This is a genomic window from Streptomyces sp. NPDC056222 (genome assembly GCF_042264065.1).
Lineage (GTDB): Bacteria > Actinomycetota > Actinomycetes > Streptomycetales > Streptomycetaceae > Streptomyces.
On sequence record NZ_JBHJTL010000089.1, the window covers coordinates 1 to 22,027 of the forward strand.

At 67.8% G+C, this 22,027-nt stretch carries 18 protein-coding genes and 2 pseudogenes; 13 read left to right on the forward strand and 7 right to left on the reverse strand.

Annotation, left to right across the window (positions count from 1 at the left end; all coding sequences use genetic code 11):
- Positions 1–510: 510 nt before the first annotated feature.
- Positions 511–3,126, forward strand: coding sequence for a Helicase associated domain protein (locus ACFC0D_RS30450; RefSeq protein WP_376442798.1), 2,616 nt, complete (start codon positions 511–513; stop codon positions 3,124–3,126).
- Positions 3,127–3,245: 119 nt separating this feature from the next.
- Here ACFC0D_RS30450 and ACFC0D_RS30455 read toward each other — a convergent pair whose 3' ends face one another.
- Positions 3,246–3,887, reverse strand: coding sequence for a uridine kinase (locus ACFC0D_RS30455; RefSeq protein ID WP_376442801.1), 642 nt, complete (start codon positions 3,885–3,887; stop codon positions 3,246–3,248).
- Between the two features lie 526 nt (positions 3,888–4,413).
- The gene (locus tag ACFC0D_RS30460) at positions 4,414–5,259 is read right to left on the reverse strand and encodes a hypothetical protein (protein ID WP_376442804.1); all 846 of its coding nucleotides are present in this window, start codon (positions 5,257–5,259) and stop codon (positions 4,414–4,416) included.
- 799 nt (positions 5,260–6,058) lie between these two features.
- On the opposite strand from ACFC0D_RS30460, the gene ACFC0D_RS30465 reads away from it, so the two are divergent.
- From ACFC0D_RS30465 to istB, 5 genes and pseudogenes are all read left to right on the forward strand, one after another.
- Entirely contained in the window at positions 6,059–6,679 is a 621-nt protein-coding gene (locus tag ACFC0D_RS30465) for a hypothetical protein (protein ID WP_376442879.1), read from the forward strand.
- Between the two features lie 26 nt (positions 6,680–6,705).
- Positions 6,706–7,326, forward strand: coding sequence for a hypothetical protein (locus tag ACFC0D_RS30470; RefSeq protein ID WP_376442807.1), 621 nt, complete (start codon positions 6,706–6,708; stop codon positions 7,324–7,326).
- 4 nt (positions 7,327–7,330) lie between these two features.
- On the forward strand, positions 7,331–7,816 hold the full coding sequence (locus ACFC0D_RS30475) for a hypothetical protein (protein ID WP_376442810.1): 486 nt from the start codon (positions 7,331–7,333) through the stop codon (positions 7,814–7,816).
- Positions 7,795–8,337, forward strand: a complete 543-nt coding sequence (locus ACFC0D_RS30480; RefSeq protein ID WP_376442813.1) for a hypothetical protein — start codon at positions 7,795–7,797, stop codon at positions 8,335–8,337. Before ACFC0D_RS30475 ends, ACFC0D_RS30480 begins: the two co-directional genes overlap by 22 nt.
- A pseudogene (istB, locus tag ACFC0D_RS30485) lies at positions 8,334–9,011 on the forward strand (IS21-like element helper ATPase IstB); the annotation flags it as partial. The gene ACFC0D_RS30480 and the pseudogene istB, both read left to right, overlap by 4 nt.
- A gap of 460 nt (positions 9,012–9,471) precedes the next feature.
- On the opposite strand, the gene ACFC0D_RS30490 reads toward istB, so the two are convergent.
- A complete protein-coding gene (locus tag ACFC0D_RS30490; protein ID WP_376442816.1) occupies positions 9,472–10,404 on the reverse strand; it encodes an integrase in 933 nt (310 codons plus the stop codon).
- An 892-nt stretch (positions 10,405–11,296) separates the two neighbouring features.
- Here ACFC0D_RS30490 and ACFC0D_RS30495 point away from each other — a divergent pair.
- The 3 genes from ACFC0D_RS30495 (at position 11,297) to ACFC0D_RS30505 (ending at position 14,445) form a co-directional block, all read left to right on the forward strand.
- Positions 11,297–11,518, forward strand: a complete 222-nt coding sequence (locus ACFC0D_RS30495) for a hypothetical protein (RefSeq protein ID WP_376442819.1) — start codon at positions 11,297–11,299, stop codon at positions 11,516–11,518.
- A 139-nt stretch (positions 11,519–11,657) separates the two neighbouring features.
- On the forward strand, positions 11,658–13,361 hold the full coding sequence (locus ACFC0D_RS30500) for a hypothetical protein (protein ID WP_376442821.1): 1,704 nt from the start codon (positions 11,658–11,660) through the stop codon (positions 13,359–13,361).
- Between the two features lie 112 nt (positions 13,362–13,473).
- A complete protein-coding gene (locus ACFC0D_RS30505) occupies positions 13,474–14,445 on the forward strand; it encodes a hypothetical protein (protein ID WP_376442824.1) in 972 nt (323 codons plus the stop codon).
- Positions 14,446–14,835: 390 nt separating this feature from the next.
- Here ACFC0D_RS30505 and ACFC0D_RS30510 read toward each other — a convergent pair whose 3' ends face one another.
- Complete coding sequence (locus tag ACFC0D_RS30510) at positions 14,836–15,885, reverse strand: DUF4238 domain-containing protein (protein ID WP_376442827.1); 1,050 nt, start codon at positions 15,883–15,885, stop codon at positions 14,836–14,838.
- Between the two features lie 126 nt (positions 15,886–16,011).
- Between ACFC0D_RS30510 and ACFC0D_RS30515 the strand changes: the two genes are divergently transcribed.
- The 4 genes and pseudogenes from ACFC0D_RS30515 to ACFC0D_RS30530 form a co-directional block, all read left to right on the forward strand.
- Positions 16,012–16,398 (forward strand): helicase associated domain-containing protein, encoded by a 387-nt coding sequence (locus tag ACFC0D_RS30515; protein ID WP_376442882.1) that lies wholly within the window; start codon positions 16,012–16,014, stop codon positions 16,396–16,398.
- The gene (locus tag ACFC0D_RS30520) at positions 16,395–18,542 is read left to right on the forward strand and encodes a P-loop NTPase fold protein (protein ID WP_376442830.1); all 2,148 of its coding nucleotides are present in this window, start codon (positions 16,395–16,397) and stop codon (positions 18,540–18,542) included. Before ACFC0D_RS30515 ends, ACFC0D_RS30520 begins: the two co-directional genes overlap by 4 nt.
- 235 nt (positions 18,543–18,777) lie before the next feature.
- Complete coding sequence (locus ACFC0D_RS30525) at positions 18,778–18,930, forward strand: helicase associated domain-containing protein (protein WP_376442833.1); 153 nt, start codon at positions 18,778–18,780, stop codon at positions 18,928–18,930.
- Between the two features lies 1 nt (position 18,931).
- Positions 18,932–19,114 (forward strand): annotated as a pseudogene (locus tag ACFC0D_RS30530) (helicase associated domain-containing protein); the annotation flags it as partial.
- A 324-nt stretch (positions 19,115–19,438) separates the two neighbouring features.
- On the opposite strand, the gene ACFC0D_RS30535 reads toward ACFC0D_RS30530, so the two are convergent.
- From ACFC0D_RS30535 to ACFC0D_RS30545, 3 genes are all read right to left on the reverse strand, one after another.
- Positions 19,439–19,927: a hypothetical protein gene (locus tag ACFC0D_RS30535; protein WP_376442836.1), complete on the reverse strand. Its 489-nt coding sequence runs from the start codon at positions 19,925–19,927 to the stop codon at positions 19,439–19,441.
- Between the two features lie 65 nt (positions 19,928–19,992).
- A complete protein-coding gene (locus tag ACFC0D_RS30540) occupies positions 19,993–20,331 on the reverse strand; it encodes a DUF6119 family protein (protein ID WP_376442884.1) in 339 nt (112 codons plus the stop codon).
- Entirely contained in the window at positions 20,237–21,628 is a 1,392-nt protein-coding gene (locus ACFC0D_RS30545) for a DUF6119 family protein (RefSeq protein WP_376442839.1), read from the reverse strand. The genes ACFC0D_RS30540 and ACFC0D_RS30545 overlap by 95 nt, the downstream gene beginning before the upstream one ends.
- Between the last annotated feature and the right edge of the window lie 399 nt (positions 21,629–22,027).

Genomic DNA, 22,027 nt, shown 5'->3' on the forward strand with positions numbered 1-22,027 from the left:
GGCGCGCTCTGGAGTGACGCCCTCCGCTGCGCTCCGGGCTGGCTCCGCTGACGCTTCGCCAGATTCCCGCGCGAGCGCGGGAATTGACGGGCCGCAAGCGGCCCGTCCAAGGGAAGGCTCGGCGCAAGCGCCGAGCTGGTGCCGCTGACGTGTCACCAGATGCCCGCGCTTGCGCGGGCATTGACGGGCCTTCGGCCCGTTGGGGTGTCCGCTTGCGCTCCCACCCCTGGGACCTTCCGGCTACGCCTCCAGGTCCTGGGCCCGCTACCGCGGGCCGGCTGGCAGCGGCGAACGGGCGGGGGTGGTCTGCCGGGTGCGGATCCGGGTCACTCTGGAGGTGGGGTGAGGGGGTGATTTCGCCGGGATGCTGTCGCGGGGAGTTGTGGGCACGGTACAGTCGTAAGTGTGTATCACGTCGGATGTGATGTGTGTAGCTGTGTAGGATCACGAGAATATCGCCATCCCCTCCCCGGCGGGTCTGTCCGCCGCTTCGATTTCGCGGAGTGCCGAATGCAGAAGTCTGGTGACATCGTGCTGCGTCCTCATCAGGAGGAGGCGGTGGAGGCTATTGTCCGTGGGCTTGATATTCCGCCGGGGAAACGGATTCCGGAGGCGGGTCTGCGGGCGACGGTGGTAGCGGCGTGCGGGACCGGGAAGACCTTTATCGCCGCTGCGGCGGCTCTCCGGCTTGCCCGGCACGGGCGGGTCCTGGTGCTGCTGCCGACCCTGGACCTGTTGACGCAGACGGTGCGGGAGTGGCGGCTGGCCGGGCACGGCGGGCCGGCTGTCGCGGTGTGCTCGCTGGAGGACGACCCGCAGCTGTGGCAGCTCGACGTGCGGACGACGACGTCGGCGCCGCAGCTGGGGCTGTGGCACGGGCGCGGCCCCGTCACGGTCTACGCGACGTACGCGTCGCTGCCGGTCATCGCCGAGGCGCATGAGGGCCTGTACGGGCTGCCGATGGACGTCTTCGACCTGGTCGTCGTGGATGAGGCGCACCGAACGTCGGGGTCGGTGGGGAAGGCGTGGGCCGGTGTGCACCGTCAGGAGGTGATTCCGGCGATGCGCCGGCTGTACATGACCGCGACCCCGCGGATCTGGATGGAGCGCCCGCCGCGGTCTCGGTCGCAGGAGCGGGAGGAGGCGCAGGAGGCCGTCGAGGAGAGGGGGCGGGTGGATCCGGGCCGAGGTGCCGGGAAGAGGGGGCGCGGGGGGCTGGAGGAGATGGAGGAGCAGCGTCGGCTCGCCGGGGAGGCGGAGGAGTGGCGCGGGGAGGGTGGCGAGGCGGAGCGGGGGGTCTATGTCTCCCGGCCGCGGCTGGATCGGCTGCCGAAGGAACTCGCCTGCTCGATGGACGATGAGCGGGTGTTCGGGCCTGTTGTTTATGAGTTGTCGCTCGCTTCGGCTATTTCCCGGGGGCTTTTGGCGAAGTATCAGATTGTGGTGGCGGAGCTCACCGACCCTGTTGTCACTCCGGATCGGCTGGCGGGCGTGGAGCGGTACGAGGAGCAGTTGCGTGGTGAGCGGCTTGCCGCGATGCAGACCGCGCTGTTGGAGACGATGGCGGCGCACGGGTTGCGGACCACCATCACGTTTCATCATCGGACGGTGGAGGCGGAGGCCTTCGCCGTCGGGCTCGGCCGGGTCGCCTCGCGGTTGCATGCGGTGGATCCGGGGCGGCATCCGGAGCGGGTGTGGTCGGGGTGGCTGTGTGGGGAACACGCGGGTTCCCACCGGCAGTCGGTCCTCGCCGACTTCGGGCGCAGGGCCGGACGCGCCGTGCTCTCGAATTGTCGGGTTCTGGGCGAGGGCGTCGATATCAGAAGTGTGGACTCGGTCGCCCTCGTCGACCCCAGGGGATCTGCGGTCGACATCGTGCAGGCCATCGGCCGTGCCCTGCGGCAGAAGCCTGGTGAGGGGAAGATGGCCACGCTCATCGTGCCGGTCTTCCTCGCGCCCGGGGAAAAGCCAGAGGACATGATCTCGTCTAAATCGTATCGGCCGCTGATTCGGGTATTGGAGGGGTTGCGGGCGCACGATGAAAAGGCTGTGGAAATGCTTGCTATTCCGCAGGAGAGCCAGAAAATGGTCGTTGACCCGTCGGTGCCGGTCGGGCAGGCGCCGGAGGAGGGCGAGGAGGAGTCACGGCTGCTGCTCCGGTTCGCGGCGCCCCGTGATCCGGCGCTCATCGCGAAGTGGATCACCTTTCAGGTGATCCACACCGAACGCCAGGACTGGCGCCGGGGCGCGGAAGCCGCGCTGCGCTACCGGCAGCGGGAGGGGGACCTGGACGTCCCGTACGAGCACGTCGAGGCCGCGGGGGCGTTCCCGCTGGGGCGGTGGCTGTCGGACCAGCGGCGGGCGTACCGGGCCGGGACGATGACCGGGAAGCGGGCGGCCGAGCTGGAGGAGCTGGGGATGGTGTGGGACACCGCCGACGCCGGCTTCGAAACCAACCTCGCGGCCGCCCGCGCCTACTACGAGCTCCACGGAACCCTCGCCGCACCGCGGCACGCCACCATCCTCGACCAGGCCGTCGGACAGTGGCTCACCAACGTCCGCCGCCCCGGCGGACTCGGCAAAGACCAGGGCCGGGCCCGCCGGCGGGCCGCCGCCCTCGCTGCGATCGACCCCGACTGGAACCCGGGCACGCTCGGGTGGACCGTCGACTGGCAACGCCACCACGCCTACCTCACCCAGCTCCTCGCCGAAGGCGCACGGCTGACCGCGATCGTGCCGGGGGTGACGCGGCATGGGGAGGACGTCGGACGGTGGCTCGCCACTCAGCGGCGGAACTTCGGCCGGCTGGGCGCCGAGCAGCAGCGACGCCTCGGCGGGCTGGGCGTAGAGCCCCAGAAGGCTCAACCGGCCCGTATGGCGGCGGCGAAGACGGCTACGGCGTCCGGTCCGGGCGCGGGCGGTACAGCCTTCCAGACGGGCCTCCAAGCCCTGCAGCAGTACGTCGCGCGGGAGGGCCGGCTGCCGGGACGGGCCGTCGTCGAACAACTCCCCGACGGCAGCTCCCACCGCGTAGGCATCTGGTACGCCAACCAGAAAGCCCGCCGCGACAAGCTGACCACCGACCAACACGCCGCACTCGCCGCATTGGGCATCGACTGGGCATGAGTCGAGGGGTGGGGCGGCTGACTGCGCGCTGTCCTACTCGGTGCGCCAGTGGGCTGTGGTCCGCATGGTGTACCTGCCAGGAGTCGCTCCCGAAACCAGGGCCGGTGCCCGCGGGCACGTTACTGGGTGAACGCCGGGACCCCGGGAGTATGGGTCACACCGCACACCCCTCGTGCTCGCGAGGGCGCCGCGGGCGGCGGCGCGAGGGTCGGCCCGATCAGCGGCATTACGGCCGCCAGCATCTCCGCCTCGCTCGCGGTCCCGTCCACAACCAGATCGGCGGCCGCTCGGGAGGGCGCGACGTGGGCTGCGTGGCGGTCCCTGCCGGTCTGTAGATAGTTACGCAGGGACCGTCGGGGGTCCTGCTGCTGCACCTCGATCTTCCGGAGGATCTTGCGGGCCAGGCGTATGTCGTCGGGGGTGTCGATATACACCCGCCACGCCGCCCGCCGGACCACGGACGGCAGTGACAGCGCGAACAGGCCCTCGACCACCACCAGCAGCACGCCGGGGCGCAGCAGCGCCGCGTCGATGGCGTGTGTCACCGATGTCTCGTTGATCGACCCCGGATGGTTCCAGTCGAGGGCGGCGTGCCCGTCGGCACTGACCGTCCACACACCCTTCAGGGGGTCGTGCGCGGGCACGTAGTAGTCGTCCAGATGGACCAGTGCGACGCTCTCGGGACACTGCAGCGACAGAGCTTCGGCAAGGGTGGACTTGCCGGATGCGGTGCCGCCTGCAACCGCCAGTACACCCGCCATACCGGGCGCTCCTCATGTGTTCAAAGGGGGTAGACGAAGCGGCCGGACAAGCCGGGTGCAGGGAATGTACGGCGGCGTGATCGCCCATGGCAAGCGGGGAATCGAGGACCGATTCAGCGGAGGCCGGGGCCGCGGCCTTTGGTCGACCTGCGCACCAGTCTCGGCGATGCCGCGGACCTTCAGCGTGGGTAGCGGCCCTTGGGCGCGGGCGTGACGTCGACGCCCTGACCAAAACGTCTCCGGCAGGTCGCCCGGCCGAGCCGGAGGAGATCGCCGGGGCGGCCCTCTTAACTCTGGGCTCGGTTCGGGTTCGCGGCCGGTTCCGGTACCTCTGACGATCCCCGGCTCCGGCTGCTGACGGTGGCGGTGCCCGGAGAGGTGGCGCGGGAGCTGTTGGGTGCCTGGGAGGCCGGGGCTTTGGAGGGGCAGCACGAGGTGATCCTGGGCCGGGCGTTGGGGCATGTCTACTTTCGGCAGGCGGGCCGGCGGGCGGACGGGCTGCAGGTGAGGTTCGGGGAGGTTGACTTCATCGACTTCGAGCTCGCGTAGCGGCTGTGGAATTGCCGCTGTCCAGCGGGACGGGTTCGTGGCGCAGTGCCTCGCGTTTCTCCCGCCAGTCCCAGACCACCGGGCCGAGGTGCGTGCCTGCCTGGTCGGCCGGGGGCTGGGGTGGGCGGAGTCTGATGGTCTCGGCCAGGCGCAGGAGGGCGGGGCGGTCGGTGGGGGTGGCCAGGAGGTGGAGGGTGCTGGTGTGGTGTGCGAAGCGAGTCGCGGCGTGGAGGAAGACGGCGGCCCAGGGCGGGATGGGGTAGATCGCGCAGCCGTCGGTGTACCGGGTGCGGTCGTGCAGGGTGAGGGTGCTGTCGGCGGGGTGGAAGCCGTCCGTGCGGGCCGTGGTGAGTTGTTGGAACGAGGCTCCGGTGGCGATGGCAGCCGCGAGGGCGGCGGCGCGGGCGGGGTGGGCTGTCGCGGTGTGCAGGCGGTCGGTGAGCCGGGCTGTCTGGGCAGGCGTGGGTGGCAGGGGCGCCGGGCGCTGGTGGTAGACGATCGGCTTCGGTGCGCAGGCGGCGGTGCAGGGCTGGGGGCTGTCATAGGAGACGAGGCGGTCGAGTGCGTCGAGGGTGATCCAGCGCAAGGCGGCGGGCGTGGCGGGCGGGGCGGGAGCTGCTGGCGGCGGGCTGGGTGAGACGGCGTCGCCCAGGTAGAGGGCGCGGGCTTCGGTGAGGGTGCGGACGGTGGTGTGGTGGCCGGCTGCCAGGGCGCGGTGGAGGGCGGCGACGTTCCCCTTCCACAGCCCGAGCAGAGCCCTGACCTCCGCGGTGACCGCGAACCGTCCCGGATAAGGGGCGCGCTCCCCCGGCGCCGCAGCCACGGCCTCGTCATCCTCAGCCGCGGCCAGCCATCGCCACACCGCCCGCTCCCGTACACCCAAAGCATCCGCCGCCAACCGGACGTGCCGGGTCGTCAGCTTCTGCTCCCGACGCAAGGCCAGCAGGCGGCGCACCGCCGGCCCCCGCAACGCCCGCACCGACACAGCCGGCAAAGCAGCTTTTCGAACCAGCATCCATCCCTGCGGAGCCCGGGTCCCTTGCCTCCTGATCCCCCCGGATCACACCAAGCCACCCGTCGGCTGGTGGATCAGAACTCACGAAACTGAGACAGCGTCACACCTGCCGCGACAAAAGCCCAAGACAGCGATCCCCCACCGATCTCTCACATCCATGACAGTTCCCCCACCCCTCTAAACCGCCCCCGACCAGCATCAACATGCTCAGGCCCACCGTCTCTCACACCACTGCCCCCAAACCGAGAAATCGCAATCACCGCTCCACAGGAGTTAAACCAGAACCCGTTGTCACCTACGTAGCCAGCCCAGGTCGAGGGTCAAGCCGGAACCCACACGTTCCTCCACACCGGGGCGACACACACGATCCGGTTCGAGCCTGACCACCTCCGGGAATCCACGAACCCGCGCACTTCCACCGGTGATCCCCTCAAGCTGATGTGGCCGTTCGGGATCACCGCGCAGACCGCCATGCGCTATGTCGGGCGCCGCCTGCCCGGAGCGCACCGCGAAACTGCTCAGGTAGCGGGCCCGATCCGAGCCCGATGCCGGCTGAAAGCCCGTGGCGGTGTAGCAGTGGGTCCGGCATCATCCCCATGTGATTGTGATGCAACCCGTTCTGGAGATCTCTGCCGCCGCCGACTTCGCGCTCTGGCCGGTTGGCGAGCAGGAATCGTATGGCTACCTCCTGCTGAACGGGGGGCTGACTCCGGCGGAGGTCGGCACGGCGATTATGCAGATCGCCGCCTGCAACGACTTCGAGCCGGAGGAGGAGCACGGGCCGTGCCCGACCGACCCGCTCGACACATTCCTGCACGGGCTGCTCACCATGCCTGATCTGTTCGCCGCCGGAGGGTTCCGGGTGACCGAGAATGCCACCGACACCGTCTTCGTCGAGCCGGGCTGCTGCAACGGCCTGGAGACCTGGCGGGACTGGCTGGAGGTGCTCGACGGCACCGGCTGCTCCTACTTCGGCCACGATCCGTCGTCGGTGGCCGAACGCGTTGGCGACATTGTCCGGCTGACGTTCGACGCTTACGGGACGGACGGCAGCCCGGTGATCGAGCTGTCGGTAGACCAGGCACGCAGGCTCGTCGCGGGCGCCCAGCAGGATTTGCAGGACTTCCTCGGTCTTGCCGGAATCTGGGCTGAACAACACCTGCCGGCACACGCCGCCGCCGTCACTACCGCCCTGGCACGGGCACTGGACCTGGCGCCCACACAATGACCAGCTTCCTGACCCACCGAGCGCACGTGCACGACGCCCGTCTCCCCCTCCGCCGCCGGCACAGCCCGCTGCGGACCTGCATCACCCTCTTTGCTCCGTACGGCTTCCGGGCGACGTATCACCACCTCACGCTCAGCGCCGCGATCCCCCGGCGGCTGGAGGCGGACCCGGACGCGCTGGTGCGGGCGGTGGAGGAACTGCATGAGGCGCGGGTGCTGTGGCTCGCGCGAGCGGAGGAGTACGCCGCGCAACGCCGGGCGGAGAAGCGGGCGGGGCGGCGGGCTGTGAACCCGCGACCGTGGTGGCTGCGGAGCTGGTGGGAGGGCCCGAACCGCGCCTGGTACGAAGACCCGTTTCGCCATCCGCCGCTGCGGCTGCCTGAGTACGTCCGGCGACAGAACGCGATTCTGGACGGCGCCGATCTCCCCGGCTGCCCCGCCTGCGGGGACGAGAGACCGCTGGTGTCGAACTCGACCGGGCACGGCTGGGTGGAGCTGTGCCGTGGGTGCGCGTGGGTGCTGGCGCCATGTCCGTGCGGGCAGCGGCACCGGTTCGTCCCGGAGACGCCGTTCAGCTGGAAAGGGATCTGGCAGCGGGCGCACATGAGCGATGACGGCACGCCGAACCCACATTGGCCTGCGGGCTAGCCGGTTGGATGCGGCACGGGGGGAGGTCGACCGGTGGATCGCCTTCAAGTCGCATTTCGGGATCGAGAGCTTCTACTGCCGGCCCGGCATCGAGGGCGCCCATGAGAAGGGCGGCGTCGAGGGGCAGATCGGCTACTTCCGCCGCAACCACTTCGTGCCGGTGCCGGAGGTCGATTCGCTGGCGGAGCTGAACGAGCTGGTCGAGCAGTGGGACCGGCACGACGGGCGGCGCCGGATCGGGTCCAGGGCTCGGACGATCGACGAGTACTTCGAGGACGAGCGCCCTCGGCTGCTGCCGCTGCCGGAAGACCCGTTCGAGACGGGACGGGTTTTCACCCCGCGGGTCGACCGCTACGGCCAGATCGCGGTCCACACCAACCGCTACTCGGTGCCGGTGAGGCTGATCGGCAAGCGCGTCCGGGTACTGCTGCACGCCTCCCACCTGGTGGTCTACGACAAGAACGTCGAGTGGCCCGGCACGAGCGGCTGATCGCCAAGGGCGCCTGCCGGCTGGAGCTGGACCACTACCTGGAGGCCCTGGTCCGCAAGCCGGGCGCCTTTCCCGGCGCGACCGCACTCGACCAGGCCCGCTCCGCTGGGAAGTTCACCCCCGTCCACGACGCCTGGTGGGCCGCGGCGGTCAGGGCCCACGGCGACGCCGAGGGCACCCGGGCTCTGATCGAGGTACTGCTGCTGGTCCGTCACCTCGCGCACGAGCACATCGTCGCCGGCCTGGCCACCGCCCTTCGGGCCGGGGCTCTGACCGCGGACGCGGTCGCGCTGGAGGCCCGCAAAGTGGCCCAGGCCGAGGACGAACCCACCGCCCCCGATGTCCCGGCACCGCGGCTGGCTACAGGGCAGGGAGCGGCGACCGTGACGTTCCTGCACGAGTGGAGGCTCAATCATCTTCCGCCGGACACCAGGCCGCTGCCCTCGGTGACCCACTACGACCAGTTGCTCCGACACCGTCGCGCCGGCGGCGGTGACCTGCGAGAGGGAGAAGCGCCATGACCCTGCCCCGCCAGCGAAACCTGACCGAGCAGGCCGCGACCACGGCCATCGACACCGCCTGCCGGCTGCTGCGGCTGCCGTCGATCCGCAGCGAGTTCGCCGAGATCGCCGACCGGGCGGCGAAGGACCAGATGACCTATCGAGGGTTCCTCGCCGAGCTGCTGATGACGGAGTGCGACGACCGGGCCCGACGCCGCTCGGAGCGGCGGATCAAAGCCGCCGGATTCCCCCGGGACAAGTCGCTGCGGGCCTTCGACTTCGACGCCAACCCGAACATCGACCCCGCCGTGGTCAACACCCTCGCCAGCTGCGAGTGGATCAAGAAGAGCCAGCCGCTCTGTCTCATCGGCGACTCCGGCACCGGTAAGTCCCACATGCTCATCGCCCTGGGCACCGAAGCGGCGATGCAGGGCTACCGCGTCCGCTACACCCTTGCCACCAAGCTGGTAAACGAGCTGGTAGAGGCCGCCGACGAGAAGCAGCTGAACAAGACGATCGCCCGCTACGGCCGTGTCGACCTGCTCTGCATCGACGAGCTCGGCTACATGGAACTCGACCGCCACGGCGCCGAACTCCTCTTCCAGGTCCTGACCGAACGCGAGGAGAAGAACAGCGTCGCCATCGCCTCCAACGAGTCGTTCGGCAAAGCGCACACGTTCCGGCGAACCTGTGCCAGGCAACGCCGAACTTCACGGGTTCCGGCAGGAACGCGGATGCTGCATGATCGAACGATGCTGGTCGAACTGGTGAAGGTCGCAAGGTTTCCTTGGAGTCCCTGGCTGGCCCAGGTCCGGACGCCGTTCGGCGGGACATCGGTCCGCTGGTGCGGTGACGAGGCCGCGAAGCCGGGCAAGTACCACGTTGAGTGGACGGTCGATGAGGACATCGTCTGGGGTCGGAACGCGAAGCCGGCTGTCGGCGTCGGACCGGGAGTCCGACCTGGCGGGCACTGCGTTGTCCTGCGCGGACGGTTGGACCTCACCGTGGACGGCGCCGCCGTGCTGGACTTCGATGGCTCGCAGATTCTGCTGGACCTTGCTGATCCGCTGCCAGAGGGTGTTGCCGGCACGTGGGTCGAGCTCTTCATAGAGCGCGAGAAGATCGCTCTCTACCCGTACGAACTCTGACCAGAGATCAGTCGTTGGCCGCCGCCCACTCCGCCAAGCGGATCTCATCAATGCGGTCGGACAGATCGATCATGGTGGCCTCGGGGTCCATGCCGAAGGCGGCGGCGACAAGCTTGGGGTCCATGGTGTTGACCAGGTCGAGCAGTCGAGTGCAGCGGATCATGCGGGGTGGGAAGCCGCAGGCGTCAAGGACGTGACTGACATAGGCGGTGGACGCCGGCCCCCGGCCGGACTTCGTCTGGCGGGTGACCATCACATGCGGGTTGTCCGTCTTCTGTTCTTCGCGGTGGGCCAGGCAGCGTTCCACTGCCGCCCAAGACGGCGGATCCAAAGGAACCGGATGCGGACGGTCGCCGAGCCGAGCGGTCCGGGCACGATAGTCGAGGTCAACGGCGTGGAGCATTTTGACCTCGCGGCTTGAGGCGCCGTGCAACAGGGCGAGCATGCCCAGTAGGGCCTCGTGCGGGTGGACGGCTGGATCCGTTGTCCAGCGGCGGAACAGCAGACGTTGCTGGTCAAGCGTCAGAGTCGTGCCGGTGAAGCCGCTCGGTCCTCGGGCAGTCAGACCGCGGGCGGGATCGACGAGGACGATCTTCCGGGATCGCGCGAAGCGGAAGAACTGTCCGAGCACCACCAGCCGACGCTTTCGGGCCTTGGGTGAGCCGTCTAGGAAGGCTTCGAGATCGTGCACGTCGGTCAGTGCCCAGTCCTCCTTGCCGCACTCGCTGGAGAGGAACAGGGCGAGATCGCGCACGATGGCCAGTGCGGCTTCGATGGTGCCGTCGGTGCGGGGCAGTGTTCCGGCACGCCGGGATCGCTCACGCGAGCGGATCATGAAGTCGGAGAAGGCCTCCACCGAAGGCCGCAGGGGGCCGGGGACCGCGAGGACCCGGCGTTGTCGTCGGCCGGCCGCGAGCCGCTCGACCTGGTCGGTGGCCATGGCCAGACCGCGACTGGTGAAGAAGGTCTCCAAGCACGGGCGAGGGAGCCCATCGAACGACCCGGGCGGCGGGAGCGTTCGAGTACGGACTGGGGGAGGTTGGGCTGGCCGTCCCTAAGAAGCCGCCCGAGGGAAGTGATCACCGTGCAGGCCCGGCCGACGGAGTACTTGCCGGCGAGATCCGTCGTGAAGTCCTGCAGCCAGTCGCGGGGATTGTCGAGCTCGGCAATGAGGTGCTCGGCCCGGACGAAGGGGCGATCGGGGTGACGCTGCCAGCAGGCCGAGCACAGACCAAGCCCTGCGTGCTTCCGTACTCTGCCGCATCGCTCACAGGCCCGGGGCGGCTGTTTGGCCTGCCGGGGACGCGAGCAGTGCCCGCACCAGCCGGTGTCCTCGCGCAGAGATCCGGGCCGGCTGCAACGAGGGCATGGAGCCTTGGCGGCGTCGCGTTCGGACTTCCGCAGGCAAGTGCGGCAGAGAGCGGAGGATTTGCTCCGCAACGGGTGCCCGCATGCGGTGCATACGCGAGAGCAGGTGATGCACTGGCCTGTGTCCGCCTGGAGGACGCGCTGCTGTCCGCACCGGGGGCAAGCGGCACGGGCCGCGGCCTCCTTCTTCCGGGCGGTACAGCGGCAGCAGTAGCGACGGTCGATGAAGCCGACCGGTGCTCCGCAGCCGATTCAGCGACGCTTCACACCCACCTCGTCACAACACTCGACCCCACAGGTACAGCCACCAAACTATGGCCAGACCCCAAAGACTTCGACTGGCCACTCTCACCGACACTCACACCCGACCAGATCGACGGCATCGGAGGCCTCACCCAGCCACTCCCCAACACAGCCAACCGCTGACACCACACCCCACACTCACAATCCACTCACCAGCAACGGTGGCCGAACACTTCCGCGAGTACGGCCCCGCTCCGATCGACGGCGAATCGATCGCACTGGTCTTCGCCAGCGACGGCGGGGGCCATCTGTTCGCGATCGGAGACAGCGGACAAGTCTGGAAGTCCACCACGGCCTCCTGGTTTGACGACTTCGAGGTCGCCGCGTCCAGCTTGCAGGAGTTCCTCGAACAGCTCGGCCGACAGATCGCGAACCAGCTCTGACCATCAGCCGAGGAACAAACCGGCCCCCTGCCCCACGGAGATCAACTCCAGACTGGGGAATCGCGAGCAGGTGTGGGGTCACCCCTGAGAAGAGGGTGGCCGATTTCAAAGAGCGTCATCAACCCGCCACACTGTGCACATGGGTACCGACGTCCCGCCTGCCAGCCGTACGCCCCTTCGGCATGCCCCGCCCACCGACAGCACCATAAAGGAGCTGTACGCCACTGCGCTGACCTGCGGTATCCCGGACTGCGGGGAACCGCTGTACCGGGAGAACCCAGCTACCGGCCAGCGCCTCCTCAACAGCCGGGTCGCCCACATCCACGCCCGCAGCGAAGGCGGACCGCGGTGGGATCCTGAGATGAGCGAGGACGACAACCGCAGCTTCGGCAATCTCATCCCCCTGTGCGAACGCCACGCCTTCGAGATCGACGCCACCCCGGCGCACTACCCGGCGGCTCTCCTGCGCGCCTGGAAGAAGACGCAGATCGAGACGCACTCCCGCGCGGTGGGCATGTCGCTGAGCGACGCCGAAGCGGCCGAGGTCGCCGCCGCGTCCTTCAGCGTTGATGACCTCATGGAGCGTCTGACTGCCGTGCTGCCGTTCTCGGCGCGCTCGCGCTCACGCGCCGAAGCGTTGGTCCTGGCAGCAAACAGCAGCCGGGCCCGGGGCATTGTCCGCCTGCGCAGTACCCCCGCCGACCGGGTGGAGACCGCGCTGGTGTGGAAGACGCAACAGGCTGATCCGGTGGTGGAGGTGCCCGCAGGAGCGCTGCGCGTCCTGGTCGCTCCCATGGGAGCTGGCAAGAGCGAGGAGGCAGAGCGCTGGTGGAGCGAGGGGCTGACCCAGGCGTGGGCGCCGGATGCCCAGGTTGAGATCCCGGTGTGGCTGGAAGCATGGGAGGTCACGGCCACGCTGGGCGGGACTGTTCAGGAGGCACTGGGGGGCGATCCGGCGCGTGCCTGCCGGATCGTTGTGGACAATCTCGACGCGGTGAGTCCCAAAAGGGCCGACCAGCTCCTCACTGACGCGCGCCGCCTGGTGGCGACCTGGCCTCAGGTGAGCGTCCTGGCGACCACCCGCCCAGGTGCGGGCAGCGTGGATGAGGCGGAACGACTCGACGTGGCGGCGTGGCCGGTACAACGGGGCTGGGATCTGCTGCGCACCCTGATGGGTGAGGATCATGTCCCCGGCCTGGACGCGCACGAAGTCCGGCAGCTGCTGACCAGTCCGCTGCAAGTCCACGCCCTCGCCAGCCGTCTGCGCGCGGGCGGCGACGCCCGGGTCTCCACTCGTGAACTGCTGTCGGGACTGGCCCGTGCCATCCTCGATCGCGAGCGCCCCGAGGCCTCACGGGAGGTGTGGGCGAGCCTGCCCCGCCTTGCTGCCCAGACCCTGAACCAGCAAAGCCCTGTGCAGGCGAGCGTTTTCGCCCGCCAGCATCTGATCTGGGAACTGGAGGAGACCGGGCTCGTCGTTCAGGATGACGGACTGCTGCGTTTTGCTCTTCCCCTGTTCGAACAGCACTTCGCCGCCCAGGCCCTGCAGGACGACGAGGCGCTGATCGAAACCTCTGCGGGGGCGGAGTTCTTCCCACGTTGGCGGTACGCGATCGCGTTCACCGTGGACACCGCGACGTGCGAACGCGCGGAGGGGTTCCTGCTCCGCCTGGCCCGCGTCAATCCGGCAGCGGCATCATGGGTCCTTGACGAGACCGCACGGGCTGATCAGGGCGCGAACCCATCGCCGTCGGCTTCCACAAGTGGGCCAGCGAGCGCCGCTTACGGAGCACATGCCGACGGCGTAGAGCCTGCTCTTGTAGTGGGGGGGTTGGCTGCGTGAGGCGACACTGTCCTGGCTGGAAGGGCTTGGCGAGCTGGGCCAGCTTTTGGCACCGCACCATCAGGGCACGCTCGCGCCCTGGGGCGTGTTCCTGGACCAGGAGCACAGTTGGATGACCATCGCCCAGGCCCGCGAAGGAGCCATGGACGCCGATCTCGTCGTCCGGCCTGACCTCCCCCCCCAGGAGCCTTTCCCTTGGGCGCAGTTCCACGACTATCAGTCGTTCGCCGTTCCCCAGGAGAAGCTGGCTCGCTGGGTATGGGCCCGGAACCGGCTACGCGAGCGGCTGGCCCGCCAGGTGAAGAACCGCGCCCTTCCAGTCGATCCCACTTCTCCCCTGGCGGCCGAGCGTACGTGGTTTCTCGCGCGGCAGATCATGGCACAAGGGCGGGCTAGGCCCCGACGGGAGATCTCCCTGGATGATCTGCGGCGAGAAGTGGATGAGCTGATGGCCCAAGTCAAGACGACCCGATGGTCCCGGTGGCAGTGGGGCGCGGACACCGTCGACTCCGCCGACATCCGCTGGCTCCACGCCCAGTTGCAGCACCTGCCCGGAGACACACTCGCCAACCCGCGGCCGCCGGCCGACCGCCCTGAGGGCGCCCGCTACCTCTGGCAGACCTACTCCCCCGAACTGACCTTCTCCATCACCCAGGACGTCATACGCGACGCCCTCATCGGCTACCGCGGCCTGGTGCAGCGCAACTTCCCCCGGTTTGGCGCCGCGCTCGGTCTGTATAGCATTTTCCCGGTCCGCGCTGAAGGCCTCGTGATCATGCCGGAGCGGGACGCCACCGAGGCATATGGCGCCAGCGTCGCCTACACCCTGCGCCACGATGTCGGATCTCGAGCGCAGGATGTGCCTGCGGTGGAGTTCGATCTCGCTGAGGAGCCGAACGTGCCCGGCTCCCTGTGGGGTCGCCTGCAAGAGGAACAGGCATCGGTGTTCCATCGCCCGGCGATCCATCACGAGGGGCTGTCGACCGGGCTGGAGCGTCAGGCCACCAACCTCGCCTACAGCTGGCTGATCCGAGACTTGAAGGCGGTTGGCTGGCTGGAACGCTCGGTGACCCTTCCCGAGTGACTGCGCTTCCCCTGCGACTACCGCAGCAGTCCCTCACATCGTGCACCGCCCTGGGCAAACGCCGCCAAAGCCATAGGGATTCCCGCGATATACCCGAGATTCCAGCTTCTTCCACGAGGACCGCAGCTCACAGCCCTGCACATCCCTGGCCACTAGCTAATCATTCGTGATTCACCCAGGTCATAGAGCGGATCGTTCAGCCCACGATGCGTCCAGATCAAGTCCGGGACAGCAGCTCACAGCCGTTCAACACACGGGCAGAAGTAAAGAACTCACACAGCATGTCGACCAGCCGCAGCACCGTACTGCGGCTGACGGACACTCATGACAGCCACACACCACCCTGCTATGCAGCCATGGCAGCAGCCTGGTCACCACAACAGCCAAAGGTCAGTCGGCCGCGGCCCGTGGCTCGATCGCACAGAGCGGCTGGCATGCCCTATCGAACGTGGATGAGCCGTATTGCGACGAAAAGCTCATCTGGCACTGTTGCTTCTGCAGATTAACCCGCTTGCAGTCGACAACGACTTGCGGCCTGCGTCGAAGCTTCTTGCCTGCAGGCAAGTCCGTGTCGTTCGGGAGGGCGATGATCGCAGATTCAGCGTTTCTGATTACAGCCGCCCGCAGCCGATCGACTTCCCTACGATCCATAGTCCGGTGTACGACCTTCTGTGGCTGTAGGTCCAGGCTGAGGACAAGGACACGGTACGGGCTGATGGGCCACCACAAGTGCTGACTGGTCAGCGTCGACGGAGGCCGTCCTGAGGAGTCAGACGACAGAATCACCGGCTGATCACAGGTAATCACCCTTCCCTCCGGGTCGTCCCACAGTTCAAGCTGCCGGGTGGAGTGCTCGTCTGCGGCGCTGTAGGCACTACGAAAGAGAGTCGCGACGAACCCAGCCGTCGTGAGGGGCCGTGCTTCTTGGAGCGCGCGTTCCCTCAGCCATGCGCTGTGCGCGTCCAGCAGGCGCTTAGTCTGTGGTGTGCGATTCCGCTGGAAGGCGAGCACCACAGCCAGCGACATGAAGTCGTCGAATTCCACATCGTCGCCTGATGCCCACCCTCGCAACATACGCAGAAGGCGCGCAGTTTCTTCATCGATGACAGCCAGCATCGCCTCGGCCTGATTGTGTGCCTCACCGTTGCTGCCCGACACCCGGTAGAAATTCTCCTGAACGCATGTAGCCCGAAGGCCGCGCAGCTTGTCGAGGCCATTCACTGTATCCAGAACACGTATGCGCTTGCTGTCCTCACTCCACGCCTTCATGTAAGCCTGAGGAACGTAGTGATGCCTCCGAGAAACACAATCTCGCCTCGCAGCCGCGGCAGCCACCTTTGCCATGTAATCCTGCACCCGCGGGTTGACTACTTCCCCACCGGCCGACAGCGGGACCTTGCCCCAAGGATTCGCCACACTGCTGACAAGCTTCCACTCCACGCCGCCCCACCCACTCGCTTTGCCAAGCACTGCGCGCAGTCAATCAGGCCTGGCCACGATCAGCCCACCAAACGTCCTCGCCCCTGCCGAACCGGCTGACACCCACCCGCTGCCACCAGCACGCACATTCACAGCCACCTCGCCTGCAGCAAAGACACCCGCCACGACGACTTCGCGCTGGGCGACTGGCTGACACAAAAACGCCGCGCCGCCCGACAAGGCCGCCTCTCCCCTACCACCGCTCACGCCCTTGAAAACCTCGACCCCTGGTGGTGCCCACCCTGGCCCCACACCTGGCAACGCACCTACTACCAAGCCCGCGAGCAGCACGACGCCGGCCAGGACCACTCCCCCACCCTCCAAGGATGGACCGAGCAGCAACGCGCCCGCTGGAACACCCTCCACCCCACCCAGCAACACCTCCTCACCACCATCGGCATCCACCCCAGCACCTGCCCGCCTCGACCAATGTGCAGCGAGGCAGCAACGCGGTCAGGCACGCTATGCCGATGAGCGACGCGCGATTCTTCAACGACGAACCGTTCCTCGACGACGAGGGGTCCGACCTGCTGGGGCGTGAACAGTACGCGCGGCACGCGGTGGAGTTGCTGGGGCGCGTCCGGGCCCAGACCGAAACCGGCGTCTTGGCTTTGATCGGCCCCTGGGGTTCCGGAAAATCGACGGTCCTGGGCAAGGTGATACGTCTCCTGCACCGCCAGAACGACCGCGCGGGCTGGCTGATCGCGGAGCTCAACCCATGGCTGTACTCCGATCTGGAATCGCTGACCGCAGCGCTGTTCAGCGAGATCCGTGCCGCCCTGCCCAAGGGAGAGCGCTGGTCGGAAGTCCGCCAGAGGATCGGTGGCTTCGGGCAAGCCATCAGCCCCCTGGGCAAGCTCACCGCGCTGGCCGGCCTGGACTCGGAGGGTCTGATCCAGGCGTTCAGCGACCGCATCACCGGCGACACCAGCGCCTCGGCCGCCAAACGGAAGGCCGAAGACGCCTTGCGCCAGGCGGGGCAGCCCGTCCTGGTCGTCATGGACGACCTGGACCGCCTCACTCCCGACGAGCTGCTCCTTGTCTTTAAGCTGGTGCGCCTGGTGGGCCATCTGCCGAACGTCTACTACCTGATCAGCTTCGACGAGCAGACGCTGCTGGACGTCCTGCAACGCAGCGACCTTGTAGGGAACAATGAAGGCAGGGCCCGCGAGTTCCTGGAAAAGATCATCCAGGTACGGCTCGACCTTCCCGCGTTCCGCGAACGCGACGCGGCCGCCATGAGCATCCGCGCCCTGAACGCCCTGCTGGACTCCCACGGCGTGTCCATGACACCAAGCGAGGAACGACGCTTCTCCGAGGCCTACTTCCGGCACCTGCAGGACAGTCTGCAGACGCCTCGGGCCGTCAAACGCTACTTCGGGCAGGCCGACGCCACTCTCAGCTCCCTCGCCGGAAATGTGGACCTGGTCGACTTCCTCATCGTCACCTTCCTGCGCACCAACGAGCCAGGCGTCTACCGGCTCCTGAAGCGGCACCGCGCCGTACTGACCGGCACCAGCATCGACCCGGCCCATCGGCACAGCGCACAGCAGCCAGTCGAGCGAGCCGAACGCTGGCGCAGCCGCCTGCGCGAAGCCGGCGTGATGGAAGAGCGCGTCGAAGGTGTACTCAACCTGCTGGCCCTGATGTTCCCTACCGTCCAAAAGGACCTCGGCAACGGTAGCGACGCGAACGCCGCCGCCCAGCGCCGCGGGATCGGCAGCGCCGACTACTTCGACCGGTACATGGTCTTCGGCGTCCCCGATGACGACCTTCCCGAAGCCGCCTTCGACCAGGCCCTGGCCCAGCTGACCGCCGACGCACCTGGAGAGGAAGCAGCCGAACTGCTGCTCCGCCTCCGTGACGACACCCACCGCATCACGCGCCGAATCGAGCAGCGCCGCAGCGCCGGCATTCGCCTCCCCGCTGCTGCGTTGCTTAGGGCCATGGCAGACAGCTACGGGCAGCTGACCGCCGAACCGGAAATGATGGGGCTGGTCAACAGCGGCATGAGCCTGCAGTTCCTGGCCCGGGACCTCCTTACCGACCTCCCACCGGAACAACGGCCCGGTGTGCTGGCCGCAATGGCCGCCACCCCCGACGGAGCAATCCTCGCAACGCGGACCCTGCACCGCGCCACAAACTCGGACGACAACGACTCCGAGCAGGTGCAGACCGCCGAAGACTGGGCTCTTCAGGCCCGCGACGCCGTAACCGCGCAGATCGCCCAGCATCTCGTGCCCACCACGGGCAGACCTGCTGAGGAACTCACCGAGTCCGACACGGACCTGATCTGGATGTGGCGCCACACCCACCCCGACAGCCTGCGCCCCTGGCTACACCAACGCCTCGACGACGGATGGGAACCCCTCTCCCTCCTGGGTAAACTCCTCCACCCCACGTCACGCCCGCACCGCCTGATCGACGAGAGTGTCCTGGCCGGCCTCGACGCGATGTTCGGGCTCGACGACCTCTACACACGCCTGGACCCCCTCCTCCAGAGCGAGACCAGCAACAACTCCGCCGACGAACACCACGCCAACATTCTGCAAGCGCTCCGCGAGCACCGACCCGCCACCGGCCAGACTCCACCCCCAGACTCCGGCACCACGGCATGACCCCGCGCCCGAAGAACACCTCGCCCACGTTTCAAGTAGCGACCCAATCGATCTGCATACCACCCAGACGAACTGCACAACCCCAGGCCAGGAATCTGCAAGACCCCGCCACGCCACGCTCACCAGCACCAATAACGACCCACTACAACTGAGAAACCCCCAGCTCAGAACACGCACACTGCGCACAAAGGACGACCCACGACAGCGGGCGGCCGAGCTGGAGGAGCTGGGGATCGTGTGGGACACCGCCGACGCCGGCTTCGAAACCAACCTCGCCGCAGCCCGCGCCTACTACGAACTCCACGGCACCCTCGCCGCACCGCGGCACGCCACCGCGCTCGACCAGGCCGTCGGACAGTGGCTGACACCCGGACTGGAACCCCCGTGAGCTGGGGTGGACAGTCGACTGGCAGCGGCACTACGCCTACCTAACCCAGCTCCTCGCCGAAGGCGCCCGCCTGACCGCGATCGTCCCCGGAGTCACCCGGCACGGGGACGACGTCGGACGATGGCTCGCCACACAGCGCAGGAACTGGGACCGGCTCAACACCGAACAGCAACGCCGGCTCGCCGAACTCGGCGTGAAGAAGGCCCCACGGGCCCGTACGGCCACGGCGAAGACGAGCCCGAAGTCCGGCCGCGGACGGGCGGGCAAGCCTTCCAGAGGGGCCTGCAGGGCCTGGCGCAGCACATCGAACGGGAAGGCCGACTGCCAGGACGCGGCGACGTCGAACAACTCCCCGACAGAACGGAGCATCGCACCGGCATCTGGTACGCGAACCACAAAGCCCGACGCGAACGGCTCAACCAGGCCCAGCTCGCAGCCCTCACCGACCTCGGCATCCACTGGGCGCAATAGCGGGCGGGGGGGCAGGGTGGTCACATCGTTGAGAGAGTCAGCCGCTGGCGGGCAGGCGGGAGAGAATCTTGCTGTGGGTACCGGTGTACGTGCTTCCGAGCGCGGTGACGGTACCGGGTTGGGGGCCAGGGCCTTGGCGCAGGGCGCTGACGTAGTTCTCGGGCAGCAGGACGCGGTCACCTACCTTGAGCCGACCCGGTCCGGTCCACACGTATGCGTAGCGGCCGACAGTGACGCACTGGTGGCCGTCTATCTCAAACCGCCGGTTCTGGGTGTCGAGCTTCTCCTCCAGCGTGCGCACCTGTCGCTCGAGGTTCTCGACCCGGATGTCCGCGGTCTGCTGTTCCTGCCTTCTTCCTTCTTCCCGGCCGGCACGGAGGCCCTGCTCGTAGGCGTCGACGAGCTGCTTTTCGTGGTCGGTGGTGTGGATCTTGCAGGCGAAGCCTCGGCCCGAGAACTGTGCGCGGCAGGGGTTGCCTGTCTTGGTCGGGCGTCCGCAGGGGCGCATGTGTATGGCGTCGAACATGTCGGTTCCTCCGGAGGGTGCGGGTCTGCGCGGGCAGGTGCGGGGGGGTGCCTGTGCGGTGCGTGTCAGCGGCGGATGGCGATGATCTCGACTGCGGCGTTCATGGCGTTCAGGCGCTGGACTGCTTGGAGCAGGGAGACCTGGGCGAACGCGAAGAGAGATCCGACTGAGATGTCCATCCCGTCCTTGAGCAGGATGGCGAAGACGGCCCGGAGGCTTCCGAAGTCGTGCAGCAGTCGGTGGCCAGGGGTGCGGGCGGCGACTTGGTCGAGGAACCTGGCGCGTACGTGCTTGTCGCTGCGCAGTGTTTCAACGGCGACCACGCCCTGGGCGAAGAGGTGGTTGAGGGGCGCGGTGCTGGTGGTGGCTTTCTTGACGCAGATCAGCTGGTTGTCGGGGCCCAGGGCAGATTTCCAGGCCTCCGCCGCGGAACTTGCCGGTGCGGATGTTCTGCTTGTCGAAGAGCAGGTACCCGCTTTGCTGGGCCGCGTGCTTGTTGTACCAGTCTTCGTCGTGGGTATCCCTGCCCTTGGAGTCGAGCGGGCCCGCGGGCCAGGACGGCAGGGTGACGGTCTTGGGTTCTGTCAGAAGGCGAGTTACTTCCTCATCCAGGTTCTGGAGGAATCCGGCGCCCACCTCGAACCACTTGCCGTTGCCGTAGAACAGCCGGTCGCTGCCTGTGGGGATGTCGGCGATGAGCCACTCCTTGCCGTTGGTGGCAGCGCCGGCAGGAGTTTGGCCGTCGGCATCGCTGAACATGGTGACGCGGACCTCGCCGAGAGCCTTCAGGCGTTCTCCGTGCGGTTTGTCGCTCACCAGTCCCAGCAGGTCGTGCAGGGCGATGTCGTCCGTCTCGATTGTGTGAGTGCCGCGGCGGAGCCGGAAGGCCTGCGAGGTGCTGTAGCCCTCCTGGCACGCATCGGGCACTCCGACGGTCATGCGGGGGCAGTCCGGGTCCTCGAGGAGGGTCTCCAGGGTGTCCTGGGCTTCCACTGCTTTACGGCTGCCGCTGTTGAGGGTGTGGACCCGGCTGACAAAACGCAGCTGCGGCAGCGGGTCAGGCCGTTGGCACACGTCTTCGATCGTCTGCAGGTCGCTCAGGAACTGCTCCAGGTTCGTGGCCAAGGGGAGCTTGATGGTGGCCTGAGAACATTCGACTCGGGTCCGTCGGCTCCTGCCGGATTCCGTGGAGGTCAGGGGCAGTCCGCTGACGGTGCCACAGATACGGCGGACGACGGCGCCGAAGCGGTCCAGGCCGAAGTCGTCGATGCGCTCGCCGCGGGAGACCGAGTACTCGTCGACCCGGCCTCGGCCGTCCATGATCTGGTTGCGGACCTTGATGACCCCGTCCTCGTCGAGGCAGCGGGTGGCGAACTCCAAGCCGAACTCGTCGTCGCGGTAATAGGGGTCCAGCATGTGCTGGCCGACACCGTAGCTCAAGGCGTACGTTCCGCGGGCGGTGCGCATGAGGATGAGGCCGGCAGCGGCCCGGTTGGCTTCGTCGACGTCGAGTCCAGTGATCGATGCCGCGGCATCGCACCAATCGGCACGGTCTCGGGGAACGCCTCCGGTGATCAGCAGCCCTTCGATGTCCTGGCGCAAGAAGTCCCTGGTGCGGTAGTGGTCGCTGTCGAGGTACTTGTCGCGCACGAAGTTGCGCAGCTCCAGATCGCCGCCGTCAGGGACCGTCAGCCGGTGCAAGGTCGATTACGGGTGGTGGATCTTCTGCCCAAGGTGGCCTCCGCGCTCCCGAGAAGCTGAGAGCACCACGAAAGCAGACATCAGGGCACTTGTTCACCTGAACAGACTTTTCAAGGTGCTCGGCGAGCAGAGACGGACAAGCTCTTGCAGAGGCGTCAGATGTTCCGACGGTTCCCTCTTGCGATGCGGCGGTACGACACGGCGGGGCTGCACCAGCACGAACGCGGGACGGCCGGTGTGCCGACCTTGCCATCACGGTCGGTGGGGTCGCACAGGGCCAGCCATGGGACGCCTTGCCCCTGTCCGCGGATCGTGCGCCACTTCCCTTCGAGTACGCGGCCTTCGGCTGCGATGGTCCAGCCTCCGTAGCCAGCGGTCTGCCCACCCGGCCCGCAAACA